This is a genomic window from Duganella sp. BJB476, assembly GCF_003416895.1.
Taxonomy (GTDB): Bacteria; Pseudomonadota; Gammaproteobacteria; order Burkholderiales; family Burkholderiaceae_D; genus Rugamonas.
In genome coordinates this window covers 694474-709598 of the sequence record NZ_QVIO01000004.1, presented here as the reverse complement: position 1 = coordinate 709598, position 15125 = coordinate 694474, and the positions used below count along the sequence as shown (strand labels likewise).

Annotated in this window: 10 protein-coding genes; 8 read left to right on the top strand and 2 right to left on the bottom strand. The window is 68.9% G+C overall.

From position 1 onward, the window contains the following. The first annotated feature begins 4 nt into the window (after window positions 1–4). Together D0T21_RS19745 and D0T21_RS19740 are read left to right on the top strand one after the other, a co-directional pair. Window positions 5–1465 carry a UbiA family prenyltransferase gene (locus D0T21_RS19745; RefSeq protein WP_116991493.1) on the top strand — a complete coding sequence of 487 codons (1461 nt, stop codon included), beginning with the start codon at window positions 5–7 and terminating at the stop codon, window positions 1463–1465. Window positions 1466–1477: 12 nt separating this feature from the next. Then, a complete protein-coding gene (locus D0T21_RS19740; protein ID WP_116991494.1) occupies window positions 1478–1819 on the top strand; it encodes an SMR family transporter in 342 nt (113 codons plus the stop codon). Window positions 1820–1831: 12 nt separating this feature from the next. Here the strand turns inward: D0T21_RS19740 and D0T21_RS19735 are convergent, their stop codons facing one another. Further along, a complete protein-coding gene (locus D0T21_RS19735; RefSeq protein WP_158568023.1) occupies window positions 1832–3895 on the bottom strand; it encodes a glycosyltransferase family 39 protein in 2064 nt (687 codons plus the stop codon). A gap of 244 nt (window positions 3896–4139) precedes the next feature. Between D0T21_RS19735 and D0T21_RS19730 the strand changes: the two genes are divergently transcribed. From D0T21_RS19730 to D0T21_RS19715, 4 genes are all read left to right on the top strand, one after another. After that, window positions 4140–6053 carry a hypothetical protein gene (locus D0T21_RS19730; RefSeq protein WP_116991496.1) on the top strand — a complete coding sequence of 638 codons (1914 nt, stop codon included), beginning with the start codon at window positions 4140–4142 and terminating at the stop codon, window positions 6051–6053. A 90-nt stretch (window positions 6054–6143) separates the two neighbouring features. After that, complete coding sequence (locus tag D0T21_RS19725; protein ID WP_147328136.1) at window positions 6144–8072, top strand: hypothetical protein; 1929 nt, start codon at window positions 6144–6146, stop codon at window positions 8070–8072. A 297-nt stretch (window positions 8073–8369) separates the two neighbouring features. Next, complete coding sequence (locus tag D0T21_RS19720) at window positions 8370–9050, top strand: acyltransferase (RefSeq protein ID WP_229211555.1); 681 nt, start codon at window positions 8370–8372, stop codon at window positions 9048–9050. Window positions 9051–9086: 36 nt separating this feature from the next. Next, window positions 9087–9938 carry a bifunctional 2-polyprenyl-6-hydroxyphenol methylase/3-demethylubiquinol 3-O-methyltransferase UbiG gene (locus D0T21_RS19715; RefSeq protein WP_116991498.1) on the top strand — a complete coding sequence of 284 codons (852 nt, stop codon included), beginning with the start codon at window positions 9087–9089 and terminating at the stop codon, window positions 9936–9938. Window positions 9939–9951: 13 nt separating this feature from the next. Here D0T21_RS19715 and D0T21_RS19710 read toward each other — a convergent pair whose 3' ends face one another. After that, on the bottom strand, window positions 9952–11517 hold the full coding sequence (locus D0T21_RS19710) for a DEAD/DEAH box helicase (protein ID WP_116991499.1): 1566 nt from the start codon (window positions 11515–11517) through the stop codon (window positions 9952–9954). A 305-nt stretch (window positions 11518–11822) separates the two neighbouring features. Between D0T21_RS19710 and D0T21_RS19705 the strand changes: the two genes are divergently transcribed. Both D0T21_RS19705 and D0T21_RS19700 read left to right on the top strand, forming a co-directional pair. Then, window positions 11823–14939, top strand: coding sequence for a diguanylate cyclase (locus D0T21_RS19705; RefSeq protein ID WP_116991500.1), 3117 nt, complete (start codon window positions 11823–11825; stop codon window positions 14937–14939). Window positions 14940–14945: 6 nt separating this feature from the next. After that, window positions 14946–15125, top strand: coding sequence for an oxidoreductase-like domain-containing protein (locus D0T21_RS19700; protein WP_116991501.1), 180 nt, complete (start codon window positions 14946–14948; stop codon window positions 15123–15125).

Here is a 15125-nt window from a genome sequence, read left to right as displayed (position 1 = left end):
CCTTATGACCTTATCGACTCCCGACCAGCTGTACGCCAGCGGCGCCGACCTGCAACAGCAACCGCCGCTGGTGGTCGACCTGGACGGCACCCTCAGCTATTCCGACATGTTGTGGGAAGCGCTGCTGCTGTTCCTCAAGACCAGCATCTGGCAAGCCTGGCGCCTGCCGTTCTGGCTGTTGCTGGGCAAGGCCGGCTTCAAGGACAAGCTGGCCGGCCTGGTCACGCTGGAGCCGGCCACGCTGCCGTACGACCAGGTGCTGCTGCACGAGCTGGCGCGCCAGCGCGCGCACGGCCGCCACGTGGTGCTGGCCACCGGCGCCGACCAGCGCTTCGCGCGCCGCATCGCCGACCACCTGGGCGTGTTCGACCACGTGCTGGCCTCGGCCGACGGCGTCAACCTGACCTCCTCCAACAAGGCCGACGCGCTGATCAAGCTGTACGGCGCCGGCGGCTACGACTACGTCGGCAATTCGCGCGCCGACCTGGCCGTGTGGCAGCACGCGCGCCACGCCTACGCCGTCACGCGCCGCCCGTTCCGGCTGGCCGACGGCCGCCGCACCGAGCACCTGGGCAGCCGCCGCGTGGCGCCGCTCAAGGCGCTGCTGAAGGCGATGCGGCCGCGCCAGTGGCTCAAGAACATGCTGGTGTTCGTGCCGATGCTGGCCGGCCACGCGCTGGGCGTGACCACCCTGACCGAATCGCTGCTGGCCTTCCTGGCGTTTTCGCTGTGCGCCTCCAGCGCCTACCTGCTCAACGACGCGCTCGACGCCCACGACGACCGCCTGCACCCGACCAAGTGCCGCCGGCCGATCGCGGCCGGCTCGCTGCCGCTGCCGCTGGCCATGGTCGCCAGCCCGCTGCTGGCGCTGGCCGCGCTGGGCCTGTGCGCGCTGTACGACCCGCTGCTGCTGGCGGTGGTGGTGATCTACTTCATCTCGACGCTGGCCTATTCCTTCCAGCTCAAGCGCATGCTGATGGTCGACATCGTCACGCTGGCGCTGCTGTACACGCTGCGCATCCTGGGCGGCGCCGCCGCCACCCTGATCGCGCCGTCGTTCTGGCTGCTGGCGTTCTCCTTCTTCATCTTCCTCAGCCTGGCGTTGCTCAAGCGCTACAGCGAGCTGTACAACCTGACCCGCCAGGGCAAGGACAAGACCAGCGGCCGCGGCTACACCACCGCCGACAAGGCGCCGATCGCCATCATGGGCGTCGGCAGCGGCTTCCTGTCGATCCTGATCTTCATGCTGTACTTTAATTCGACCACGGTGCTGCAGATGTACCGCGTGCCCGAGCTGCTGCTGGGCATCGTGCCGCTGCTGGTGTTCTGGATGGGACGGTTGTGGGTGCTGGCCTTCCGCGGCGAAGTCAATGAAGACCCGGTGCTGTACGTCAGCAAGGACAAGGCCAGCCTGCTGGTCATCGCGCTGTGCCTGCTGCTGGCGGTGACCGCCACGCGCTTTTAAGATCGGAACCCCATGAATCCCGTCCTGCTCGGCTACGCCTGGTGCGCCGCCGCTTCGCTGTTCAGCGCGCTGGCCACTTATTTGATCAAGGTCTCGACCCACCACGGGCCGGACTGGAATGTGCTGCGCCTGTTCTGGCTGGGCAGCGCCTGCGGCAGTTATGTGCTGGGCTTTGTGGCGTATTCGCTGGCGCTGCAGAAGCTGCAGATCAGCATCGCCTATCCGGTCATGACCGCCATCACCATGGTGCTGGTGGCCGCCATCGGCGCGCTGGCGCTGGGCGAGCAGATCACGCCGGCCAAGGCGGCCGGCATGCTGCTGCTGGCCGGCGGCGCCTTCCTGCTGGCGCGCTAGCCCGCTCTTCCTTTATTCGCTGCGGCCGATCTCGAAGCGGCTCAGCGCGATCCCCAGCGTGCGCACGTCGTTGCCCTGGCCGAGCGACTTCGGCGAGGCCGGCTGCGGCACCACAATGGTCAGCCCGCTTTGCCGGCCGTCGGTGTCGAACTGCAGCACGCGGTCCTGCGGCGCGCCGGTCAGGCGGACCACCTGGCGCTGGCCGCCGACCTCGACCGCGACATCGGCGTTGACGTTGGGGCCGAAGGCGCTGGCCCGGATCAGCAGGCTGAGCTTGGCCGGCAGCGGCGCCGCGAACGTCATCTTCACTTCCTTGCCCACCGACCAGGAACCCCACGGCTCCGGCGGCGCCAGCCCGTCGACGCTGGCCAGCACGCCGCCCGCCAGCGGCTGCGTCATGTCGACATTGGCCACCACCGTGTGCGCCACGCCGTGGCGCGCCAGCACGAAGCCGGTGCCCTGCACCTGCGGCTTGATCTCCGGGTCGAGCGGGTGGCGGCCCACCACCAGCAGCCATTCATGGTTGGGCGGCACGTCGGCCGCGCTCACCGGCATGCCCGGCGGCAGGTCGACATACAGCGCGTCGGCGCGGTCCAGGTGGAACATCGCGCGCAGCAGGCCGCTGCCCTCGCCGAACACGATCACCCGGCTGCGCTGCTCGGGCGTGAGCAGGGTGCGCGCGGTCAGCGCGGCGCTGTCGTAGGTGTCGGCGATGTGGGCGCGCGTCAGCACGCGGCGCACGCCGATGTCGCCGCTGAGCGTGATCAGCGGCAGCAGCGCGTACAGGTACAGCCGCGCCGCCAGGCCGCGGTTGCGCAGCCACACCAGCAGCAGCGCGATCTGCAGCGCGGCGACGATCTGCAGCGAGCGCTTGGAAATCGCCAGGATCTGGATTTCCGGGCCGTCCACCAGCCCCGGCTTGAAGGTCGGCAGCAGCGTCAGCGCCGCCACCACCAGCCCGGCCGCCAGCAGCAGCGCGGCGGCCAGGCCGGCGCGGCGGCCGCCCTGCACCGGTCCGGCGGCCAGCGGCGCGGCCATCATCACCAGCAGCGGGAAGACGAAGTCATAGTAGCGCTGGTGCAGCCGGTACAGCTCGTCCGGGCCGACCTCGACCAGGGTGGCGGTGTACAGCACCGTCACGCCCAGCACGCCGCCGAGCATCAGGCCGCCGTACACCTGCAGATGGCGCAGCGGCGCCGGCGCGCTGCGGCGGGCCGCGCCGCTCAGCAGCGCCAGCAGCAGGCCGGCCAGCGGCAGCGCCAGCAGCAGCAGCAGCGCCATCGCGTGGCCGCGCAGGCTGGTCAACGCCGGCGCCAGCAGGTGCAGCGGCGAGCGGCCGCTGTTGCTGGCGTGGTCGCCGTAGAAGCTGCCGAACAGCGACAGGCCGGCCTTGCCGGCCGCCAGGTAACCGAGGCCGGCCTTGACGGCCCACACCGCGGCCAGCGCCGCCAGCGCCATCTTCAGCCAGCGCAGCGGCCAGCCGCGGCCGCCGCTCCAGCTCAGGAACAGCATATAGGCCAGCAACGGCGGCAGCAGGAACACGCCGTGCACCTTGACGGTCGACAGCGCGCCCAGCACCGCGCCGGCCAGCAGGCCGTAGCGCAGCGGCGGCAGCTGGCGGTAGCCCAGCACCACCCACGACAGCACGCTGAAGCCGAAGAAGTACATCGCCTCGGGCATGAAGTAGGCGGTGTAGGAATTGACCGGGGCCAGCAGGCTGAGCACCGTGACCACGGCGGCCACGCGCTCGCTGGCCACCTGGCGCGCCAGCCGGTACAGGAACGGCGCCGAGGCCACGAACAGCAGCGCGTTGACGATGCGGGCGCAGTCGAGGAAGCCGTTGCCGCAGGCGCTGGTCAGGCCGAACAGCCACAGGTACAGCCACGACGGCACGATCGCCTGCGCCGCCGGCAGCAGCCGGGCGGCGCTGCTGTAGGCCCATTCGTCGGCGAACACCAGCGGGTACAGGCCGGTGCTGCGCAGCACCAGGTAGATGAAAATAAGCAGCACGGCGGCGGTCAAGCCGTGGCGCTGCGCCAGCGCCGTCAGCCGCGGAGCGCGGGAAAGTTGGGTCATATCACGGCCTTTTATTGAGTTCGGCTTGTTCCTGGGCACAGCGGGCACCGATGTACAACTTGCCCTCATGGCTCAGGTGGTTGGCGTCGCGGTACAGCAGACTGGGCGGAAAGGAGCAAATTTTATATGAAATGACAAGCATTTCCTACCCCGCAGCGCAGCGCGCCCGCCGGCAAGGCTGGCGGCGATATCGATCTTGCAATATACTCCCGTTTTTTCCGCACGGATAACTGGAGCCCCGTCGATGATTTCCCCCTACAAGCTGGCCGGCCACGAAGCGCGCCGCTACATGCTGGCGCTGGCGCTGGCGCTGCTGGCGCTGCTGACGGCGCTGCGTCCCAACATCAACGGCGACTTTGTCGAATACACGCTGCTGGCCTCGGCCTTCGCCACCCACGGCACGCCGGAGGTGCGCCTCAGCGATATCGCCGACCTCAAGCGCCTGGCGCCGGAACGGGCCGCCGTCTACGAAGTACTGGAGAAAGACATGCTGGCCGGCAAGCACGAGGTCTATGCCGCGTTCGAGCGCGGCCGCGGCGAGCAGGTGTACGCGGTGCACTTCTTCGGCTACCCGCTGCTGGCGGCGGTGCCGTTCAAGCTGCTGCAATGGTGCGGCCTGCCGCCGCTCAAGAGCTTCCAGGTGATCAACCTGGGCATGGTCTACATCCTCGGCCTGGCGCTGTTCCGGCTGTTCGGCTCGGCCCGCAAGGCCGGCGCCGGCGTGCTGCTGTTCATGGCCTGCGGCGGCGTGCTGTACTGGACCTGGACCAGCCCAGAATGCCTGAGCGCGGCCGCGCTGCTGGCCGGCCTGATTTACTACGCCAGCGGCGCGCCGCTGCGCGGCGGCCTGCTGGGCGGCCTGGCGGCGCTGCAAAATCCGACCATCCTGTTCTTCTTCGGCTTCGCGCCGCTGATCAAGCTGGCCATCGAGTACCAGGCCGGCGCCGGCCTGGGCGCCAACCTGCGGCGCCAGATCACCGCGCGCGCCGCGCTCGGCCTGGCGCTGGGGCTGGGCCTGCTGGTGCTGCCGCCGCTGTGGAATCTGTACCAGTTCCATGTGCCCAACATCATCGTCAAGAAATTCTCCGACGCCGGCCTGATCAGCCTGACGCGGCTGGTCTCCTTCTTCTTCGACCTCAACCAGGGCATGCTGATCGGCCTGCCGGCGGTGCTGGCGGCGCTGGGCCTGTGGGCCTGGCGCGCGCCCGAGCGCCGCCGCGCCGCGCTGGTGCTGGCCGCCGCCGCGCTGTTCGTGCTGGCGCTGTCGGTGCCGGCGCTGGCCGTGCTGAACTGGAACTCCGGCGCGGCCGGCATGATGCGCTATGTGTTCTGGTCGGCGATGCCGCTGCTGTTCGTGCTGCTGTGGCGCGCCAGCCTGGTGCCGCACTGGCCGCTGCGCCCGCTGCAGGCGCTGTTCGCGCTGCAGCTGCTGTGCATGGTGCACGCGATCACCTATTCGTACGTCAAGTTCAGCCCGCTGGCGCGGCTGGCGCTGGCGCTGGCGCCGGCCCACTACCACCCGGAGCCGGAAATCTTCGCCGAACGCAGCGGCCAGAACGATGACTACATCAACCCGGCCGACATCTACGTCTACCCGCGCGAGGGGCAGCCGATCAAGTGGCTGTACAACCAGGCCCAGCCCGGCATCGAGGCGCACCTGTGCGGCCCCGGCATGGCGCTGGCCGACGGCAACCGCATCACCGACAGCTACCGCAACTGGCGCTACATCGACGGCGCGCTGCACTGCCGCAGCGACGGCGGCCCGATCCAGTACGGCCTGACCGAGCTGCGCCAGGGCACCCCGCTCAAGCTCAGCGCCGGCTGGAGCGGCGTCGAATCGGGCGGCGGCATCTGGAACGGCGTCTGGAGCACCGGCGCGCAGTCGACCATCACCATCACGCTGCCGGCGCAGCTGAGCGTGCGCCAGCTGTCGCTGCAGGGCCACTACTTCGACGGCAACACCCGCAGCGGCGTGCGCGTCAACGGCATCGACCTCGGCTGGGTCCAGCTGGACCAGGCCAACACGCTGGCGCTGCCGGCCGGCGCCGGCGCCGACGGCCAGCTGCGCATCGAGCTCAAGCACGAGGCGCCGCACGCCCCCAACAGCCAGGATCCGCGCGAGCTGGCGTTCTTCCTGCAGGGCGTGACGCTGAAGTAAACGTCAATTATCAGATCGGAAATCTTGGTGATGTGGAACTAATTAGCATATAATTAATCTCATCGTAACACCCAAGAAACCGGACCCCCCATGAGTTTGATGCAAACGGACGGCGCCAGCACGGCGCCGCCTCCGGCGGCGGCGCACGCCGTCGCCGCCCCCGGCCGCCGCGCGCTGGCCCTGTTCGGCGCGCTGCTGGCGCTGCTGCTGGCGGCGCTGGCGCTGTCGCGCCCGGCCAGCCTGAGCGGCGACGGCGAGGAATACCTGCTGATGACGGTGGCGCTGGCCGCGCACGGCAGCCCCGACCTGCGGCTGGACGACCTGGCGCGCGCGCGGCCGCTGATGCCGGGCTATGAACCGGCGCTCGACGAGCTCGGCCGCGGCATCGCCGCCGGCGCGCTGGTGCCGCGCCAGGGCTATTACCGCGGCAACGACGGCCGCGCCTACTCGCTGCACTTCTTCGGCTACCCGGCGCTGGCGGCGCTGCCGTTCAAGCTGCTGCAATGGAGCGGCGGCAACCCGCTGCGCTGCTTCCAAATCGCCAACCTGAGCCTGGTCTGGCTGCTGGGCCTGTGCCTGCTGCGCGTGTTCGGCTCGGCGCCCAAGGCGCTGGCCGGGGTGGCGCTGTTCATGGGTTGCGGCGGCATCCTGTACTGGAACTGGAGCAGCCCGGAAGTGGTCAGCGCGGCCGCGCTGCTGGCGGCGCTGCTGTGCTGGTGCGGCGGCGCGCCGCGCCGCGCCGGCCTGCTGGCCGGCGTCGCCGCGCTGCAAAACCCCAGCATCGTGTTCGTGCTGGGGGCGGCGCCGCTGCTGGCGCTGTGCCTGCACTACCGGCGCGACGCCACGCCGGGCGCCAACCTGCGCGCCACGCTGACGCCGCGCATGCTGGCCGGCCTGGCCATCGGCCTGGCGATCTGGTCGCTGTCGCCGGTCTTCAACCTGATCGAGTTCGGCACCCCCAGCCTGATCGCCAAGGTCGCCACCGCGCACGAGCTGATCAGCCTGGTGCGCCTGCACTCGCTGTATTTCGACCTCAACCAGGGCATGCTGATCGCCATCCCCGGCGTGGCCGCCGCGCTGCTGCTGGGCGGCTGGCGCGCCGGCACGGCGCCGTCGCGCCGGCTGGGGGCGCTGGCGCTGCTGCTGGCGGCGGCGCTGACGGTGGCCTTCGCGGTGCCGGCGCTGTCGGTGCACAACTGGAATTCCGGCGCGGCCGGCGTCATGCGCTACGCCTTCTGGGCCGCGATGCCGCTGCTGTTCCTGCTGCTGTGGCGCCTGCGCGGCCGGCGCTGGCCGGCGCTGCCGATCGCGCTGCTGGCCGCCAGCCAGGCGCTGGCCATGGCGCACGCCAGCCAATATCTGTACCTGGAGTTCAGCCCGCTGGCGACCTGGGTCATGCGGCACGCGCCCGGTCTGTATAATCCGGAACCGGAAGTGTTTGCCGAGCGCGCCACCCACGGGGAATTGCAGCTCGATCCTGGCAAGGTCTACGCCTTTGAGCAGGACGGCGTGCCGCTCAAGGTGCTGTACCATAGCAGCCTGGCCGATCCGCAGGCGCGGCTGTGCGGCGAAGCGCCGGCCGGCAACGGCGGCGCCGGCCAATGGCGCTACCTCGACCACCCGGCGGCCTGCGCGGCGCCGGTCCAGCTGGCGGCGGCGCAGTTCCAGCGCGGCGCCGGGCTGCTGCTGGGCCAGGGCTGGAGCGAGGTCGAACAGGGGCGCGGCGTGTGGAGCGACAGCATGCGCTCGCAGCTGGTGCTGAGCTATGCGCGCGGCGCGCCGCCGCAGCAGGTGGTCATCCACGGCTATTATCTCGACGGCAACCGCCGCACCCGCGTCGCCCTCAACGGCAAGGACCTGGGCTGGTTCGACCTGCAGGCCGGCGCGCCGCTGGCGGTGCAGGCCAAGGGCGCCGAGCACGGCGTGACGATCGAGCTGACGCATGAGGCGCCGCACAGCCCCGGCCCGCAGGACGGCCGCCAACTCGCGTTCTTCCTGCAGGGAGCGACGCTACGATGAACCAAGCAAGCCGATGACAGGAAGCCACACGCTGCGACGAACGAAATCTGGACTGGATCCAGTTGCTGCGCGGCGCCGCCGCGGTGCTGGTGCTGCTGACCCACGCGCGCTATGCGATGCTGGGCGGCGACAGCTGGCCGCTGGCCAACCAGCTGTTCATGCCGGGCGCGCTGGGGGGCGACCTGTTCTTCATCATCAGCGGCTTCATCATGTGCCACTCGACCGCTGCTGCTGAGCGGCGGCATCGACTACTTCCAGCATGCGGTCAACCGCCTCACCTTCTGGCACAGCCTGGGCATGCTGCCGGCGCAGCCGCACGTGCTACCCTACTTCACGCTGACGCTGATGGTGGGCTGGACGCTGGAATTCGAAATGTATTTCTACCTGGTGTACGCCGGCAGCATGCTGTTCAAGCGGCTGCGCTGGTTCGTGCTGGGGTCGTGGGTGCTGCTGACGGTGATCCTGGCGCCGCTGGGCCGGCGCGGCTTCGACATGGACATCACGCGCGACCTCGGCTACGACTTGGGCTACCTGAGCATCGTCACCAGCCCGTTCGTGCTGGAATTCCTCGCCGGCGTGCTGATCGGCTGGCTGTACCGCCAGCCCTGGTTCCGCCTGCGCAGCGCGGCGCAGGCCTGGCAGGTGCTGGGCCTGGGCGCGATTTCCTACTCGCTGTACCTGACCCACGTCATCACCCAGGACTTGCTGACGCGCTGGCTGGAGAACCACGCCATGCGCCAGTTCGCCCACAGCTGGGGCTTCATGTTCATCTCGACCGCGGTGGCGCTGCCGGTGGCGGCGCTGTCGCACCACTACCTGGAGCAGGGACTGTCGACCGCGATGCGCCGCGGACTGATGCGCCTGCTGCGGCTAGCACAAGCCGTCCGGGCCACGCCAGCGTGGCGGCCACGGCGGGAAGACAATCTTCTGCCGGGCTTGAAAGCGCTGGCCGCGGAATCGGTATTGCTATATATTTAACTCCGTCATTTCACGCTGCACGAATGAGGGATATCAATGAATTGCATCGTCTGCCAGCAAACCACCTCGCCGGGGCTGTCGCCCTGGCACCGCATCTGCCCGGCCTGCCGCTATGAGAGCGCCGCGCTGCTGCCCACCATCAACGATGCCGACGTCCATGTCCACGTGGACGAGGCGCAGCGCGAAGCCGGCCTGAAAGCCATACGTCAGCAGAACTTCGAGACCATCGTCGGCTACGCGGTCGAGCTGGCGCCGCCCGGCGCCCGCCGCCTGCTGGACGTGGGCGCCGCGCATGGCTGGTTCCTGGAGGCGGCGCGCGGCCATTTCGACGTGCTGGGCATGGAGCCGGATACGGCGGTGGCGCACAAGACCGCCGCCCGCGGCCTGCCGGTGCGCAACGGCTTCTTCCCCGACGCGCTGGAGGCGGACGAGCGTTTCGACGTGATCGTCTTCAACGACGTCATCGAGCACATCCCCGACATCCGCTCGGCGCTGGCCGCCTGCCGTGAACGGCTGACGCCGGGCGGCATCCTGATCCTCAACCTGCCCAACAGCCGCGGCTTCTTCTATCGGCTGTCCAAGTTGTTCGCGCGCGTCGGCTGGCGGACGCCGTTCGAGCGGCTGTGGCAGAAGGACTTGCCGTCGCCGCATGTGCACTACTTCGAGGCCGGCAACTTGAGCAAACTGGTGGGGGGAGCAGGACTGGAGCTGCGGCTCAAGGCCGAACTGCCTGCGGTGCGCGCCAAGAACATGCTGGAGCGTTTGCGCTGCGCCGGCCAGGGAAGCTGGCTCGGCATCTACGCGCAATACGCCGCCGTCATGCTGACGATCCCGGTACTGCGCGCCTTCCCCAGCGACATCGTGGTCTGCGTCTACCGCAAGGCCTGATGCCGCCGGCGGCTTACTGCTTGGGCGCGCCGCCCAGCAGGAAGGCGATCTTCTGCTTGGGCTTGGCCGCTGCCGCGCTGCTCAGCGTGTCGGCGGGCGTCGGCGCCGGCGCCTTGGCCGGCTCGTACGGCTTGAGGAACCACGGGTCGACCTTCTCGCGGCGGCTGCCGTAGGACGGCGCACCGGCGGCGCGCGGCGGACGCTCGCCACGGTCGCTGCGCTCGCCGCGGCCGGCCGGCGCCGACGATGACGACGGCGCGCCACGGCCGCCCTCGTCGCGGCGCGGACGGCGTTCGCCGCGTTCGTCGCCGCCATAGCTCGGGGCCGGGTTGAAGCCGTCCAGCTCGCCGCGACGGATGGTCTGCTTGATCAGTTTTTCGATGTCGGCCAGCAGGCGTTCATCCTTGTCCGAATAGATCGACAGCGCGTCGCCCGAGGCGCCGGCGCGGCCGGTGCGGCCGATGCGGTGCACATAGTCTTCGGCGTTGTACGGCAGGTCGTAGTTGATCACGCACGGCAGGTCGGTGATGTCGAGGCCGCGCGCGGCGACGTCGGTGGCGACCAGGATGTCGATCTCGCCCTTCTTGAACGATTCCAGCGCCGCCATGCGCTCCTGCTGGGTCTTGTCGCCGTGGATGGCGACCGCCTTCATGCCTTCCTGCTCCAGGCCCTTGGCCAGGCGCGAGGCGCCAATCTTGGTGTTGGAGAAGATGATCACCTGTTTCAGCTCGCGCTGGCGCAGCAGGTGCGCGGTCAGCGCGTGCTTCTGGTTTTCCGGCACCTTGTAGACCACCTGGGTGACCTTGTCGGCGGTCTGGTTGCTGCGCGCCACTTCGATCGTCACCGGGTTGCTGAGGAAGGTGTTGGCCAGCTTCTTGATCTCCGGCGAGAAGGTGGCCGAGAACATCAGGTTCTGGCGCTTGGCCGGCAGCAGGTTGATGATGCGCTGCAGGTCGGGCAGGAAGCCCATGTCGAGCATGCGGTCGGCTTCGTCCATGACCAGCATCTGCACCTGGCCGAGGCTGATGTTCTTCTGCTCGACGTGGTCCAGCAGGCGGCCCGGGGTGGCGATGACGATCTCGACGCCGGCCTTGAGGATGATGGTCTGGCCCTTCATGTCCATGCCGCCGAACACCACGGTCGAGCGCAGCGGGGTGTGCTGGGCGTAGGCCTTGACGTTCTCGGCCACCTGCACCGCCAGTTCGCGGGTCGGGGTCAGGATCAGCGCGCGCACCGGGTGGCGCGCCGGCGAGGTGCTGGTGCTGGCGTGGGCCAGCAGCATCTGGATGATCGGCAGCGCGAAGCCGGCGGTCTTGCCGGTGCCGGTCTGGGCCGCGCCCATGACGTCGCGTCCCTGCAGCAGCACGGGAATGGCCTGGGCCTGGATCGGCGTCGGGTGCACATAGCCCTGGTCGGTCAGCGCGCGCAGGATGGCCGGCGACAGGCCGAAGTCGGCAAAACGGACTTCGGCGGGCTCGGCTGCTGCGACGGCGGCAGGCACGGCCACGGCTTCGGCGGCGACAGCTTGCTGGGCGGCGGACTCAATAACGGTCGGGGTGATGATCTCGGTTTCGGACATAATGTGTGCGGCGGCCCTGCGGCGGACAGCCAAGCTTTCTTCAATTAACATATCTGTGCTGCCGGCCCGGCGGATGTACGACTTGGAGGAGTGCGGAGGGACCGGCGGGCGGACACGCGGTGAGCAGGATACAATGAGCGCCGTAAACTATACCCTAATTTCCGGCAACTGCGCTAAAAACCACCGGCTTTTATATCGAAACCCTTGCATCAATGGTATGTATAATAGCCAATCTGACCAGAATAGCCTATAAAACCGAGCGCTGCTCCGCACGCGCAACCCGTTACGCCACCGGATACTCCTACATGCACGTGCTCCCGCCGGTCTTGCGCCGCTGCCCTTCCCTATTGCTGTCCTTGCTGTTGTTGCTGACTTCCCTGCTGGCCTGGCTGCCGTCCGCCGACGTCCTGGCGGCGCCGGCGCCGTCGCTGCGCTTCAAGAAACTGGGCCCGCTGGGCGGCGACGAACCGTCGATGCTGTCGCTGCTGCAAGACCGCAAGGGCTATATCTGGGTCGGCACCCACACCAACGGCCTGTACCGCTACAACGGCTACCAGGCGGTCAAGTACATCAACAATCCGAGCGACCCGCGCAGCCTGCCGCACGACCGCGTGTCGGCCATCTACGAAGACCAGCAAGGCCGCATCTGGGCCGGCACCCAGAACGGCCTGGCGCGCTTCAACCCGGAGAGCAACGACTTCACCCTGTTCGCGCCGCCCGGCAAGGCGCCCAAGAACCACCGCATCATCAAGAACATCATTTCCGACGGCAAGAACGGCATGTGGGTCGGCAGCTGGGGCGGCCTGCAGCATTTCGATCCGGCCAGCGGCAAGTTCACCGTCTACGCCCACGACGACGCCGATCCCGGCAGCCTGGCCAGCAACGACCTGAACGCCCTGGCGCTGGACGCCAAGGGCGGCGTCTGGATCGGCACCTGGCCCGGCGGGCTGGACTACCTGGCGCCGGGCGCGACCAGCTTCAAGCACCACCAGGTCGACCCGGCGCCCAAGCCGGACGCGCGCGTCAACATCGTCCGCGCACTGCAGTTCGACAAGAACGGCATGCTGTGGATAGGCACCGAATCGGGCGTGATCCGCTGGGACGGCAAGCGCGACTGGGACACCCGCCAGACCATCACCTCGCCATACAGCCGCATCACCAACTTCAACCTCGACAACAAGGGCACCTTGTGGTGCACCACGCTGTCGGCCGGCCTGCTGCGCTGGAACGAGGCCAACGGCGAGTTCGACCAGTTCGTGCACGCGGCCGACGATCCCTACAGCCTGCCCGGCGACAATCTGCGCGCGGTGCTGCAGGACCGCGGCGGCATGCTGTGGATCGCCTCCTTCACCGACGGCATCAGCCTGGCCAATCTGTCGAGCGAAGGCTTCACCCGCCACGTGCCGTTCCGCATCGACAGCCGCTCGGCGCCGGCCAGCAACGCGCTGCTGAGCCTGGCCCGCGCGCCGGGCGGCCGCATCTGGCTGGGCGGTAACGTCGGCATGAGCTTGTACGATCCGGCCAGCGGCAGCGTCATCCAGAGCTACCACGCGGACGACAAGAAGCCGGGCATGCTGAGCCACTCCATCGTCTACAGCATGTACCAGGACGAGGCCGGCAAAGGGCCGCTGTGGCTGGGCACCTCCAACGGCCTGAACCGGCTGGACACGCCGGACAGCGCCTTCCAGGTCATCCACTTCGGCAACACCGCCAGCGACTATATCAACGCCATCGCGCCCGGCGCCGGCGGCGTGCTGTGGCTGGCCACCGGCAACAGCCTGATCCGCTACGACACCAGGACCGACGCCCGCAAGATCTACTACAACGATCCGCAAGACCCGAGCACGCGCAGCGTCAACGGCACCTCGGCGGTGCTGGAAGACCGCGGCGGCCGGGTGTGGGCCGGCTCGGAATGGAATGGCGGCGGACTCGACCTGCTGGATCCGGCCAGCGGCAAGTTCCGCCACTACCGCCACGTCAACAACGAGCGCAACAGCCTGAGCGACGACAACATCGCCAGCCTGCACGAGGATGCGCAAGGCCGCATCTGGGTCGGCACCAGCAAGGGCCTGGACCTGGTGGTGGTGGCGGCGGACGGCCAGGTCAGCTTCAAATCGTACGCGGCGGCGATGCGCGCGCCCAAGATCCTGTCCATCGAGCACGACCGCGACGGCAAGATCTGGTGCAGCACCATCGCCGGCCTGTACCGCCTGGACCCGGCCACCGGCCAGGTCAGCCACTTCAGCGCGTCGGACGGGCTGACCGAGGGCTACACCGTCAACTCCTCATCGATGGGCGAGAACGGCGTGCTGTACTTCGGCGGCGTGCACGGCATGACGGCGGTGACGCCGTCGGCGGTGCGCACCAGCTCGGTGCCGCCGCAGGTGGCGATCACCGACATCACCGTGTTCAACCACTCGCTGCAGGACGGCAAGCCGGGCGAGAACGTCAAGGCCGAAGGGCCGGTGACCTCGCCCACCGCGCTGACCCTGTCGTCGCAGGCCTCGGTGTTTTCGCTGGAGTTCGCGGCGCTGCACTACACCGAGCCCAGCGAGAACCGCTACGCCTACCAGCTGCAGGGCTTCGACCGCGATTGGGTCGAGACCGACGCCGCCCACCGCAGCGCCAGCTACACCAATCTGAACCCCGGCCACTATGTGTTCCGGGTCAAGGCCGCCAACCACCTGGGCGTGTGGAATCCGGAGCCGGCCACGCTCGACATCACCATCACGCCGCCGTTCTGGCAGCGCTGGTGGTTCCGCGCCGGCGGCGCCGCGCTGATCGTCGGCTCGCTGCTGCTGGCCTACAAGATCCGCATCCACCGCCTGACCCGCCACCAGGCCGAGCTGGAGCAGCTTGTGGCCGCGCGCACCGGCGAGCTGGAGGAATCGAACCGCAAGCTGGCCGCGCTCAGCACCACCGACGGCCTGACCGGCGTCAGCAACCGGCGCGGCTTCGACCTGGCGCTGGAGGCGGAATGGCGGCGCGCCGCGCGCACCGGCCAGACGCTGGCGCTGTCGATGCTGGACGTCGACTACTTCAAGAAGTACAACGATCACTACGGCCACCTGGCCGGCGATTCGACCCTGCGCACCGTGGCCGAGCTGATCACCTCGCACGGCCGCCGCACCACCGACCTGGTTGCGCGCTACGGCGGCGAGGAATTCGCGCTGCTGGCGGCCGCCACCGACGCGGCCGACGCCTTCGGCGTGGCCGAGGAAATCTGCGCCGAACTGGCGCGGCGCCAGCTGCCGCACGAGCAGTCGCCGTTCGGTATCCTGACCATCAGCATCGGCGTGGCGGTGATGGTGCCGACCGAGGACAGCTCGCCGGAACTGCTGGTGCAGATGGCCGACCGCGCGCTGTACCGCGCCAAGGAAAAAGGCCGCAACATGGCGCTGCTGGCCATGCCGCCGATGTAGGTAGTGATGGATACGAAGCAAACCACCGCGCCGGACGACGATCCGATGCCGCTGCCGCCGCCAGCGCCGCAGCCGGGCGACTGCTGCCACAGCGGTTGCACCTTCTGCGTGGAAGACATGTACCAGGATGAACTGGAGCGCTACCGCGCCGCGCTCAAGGCGTGGCGCGAGCGCCATCCCGGTTGA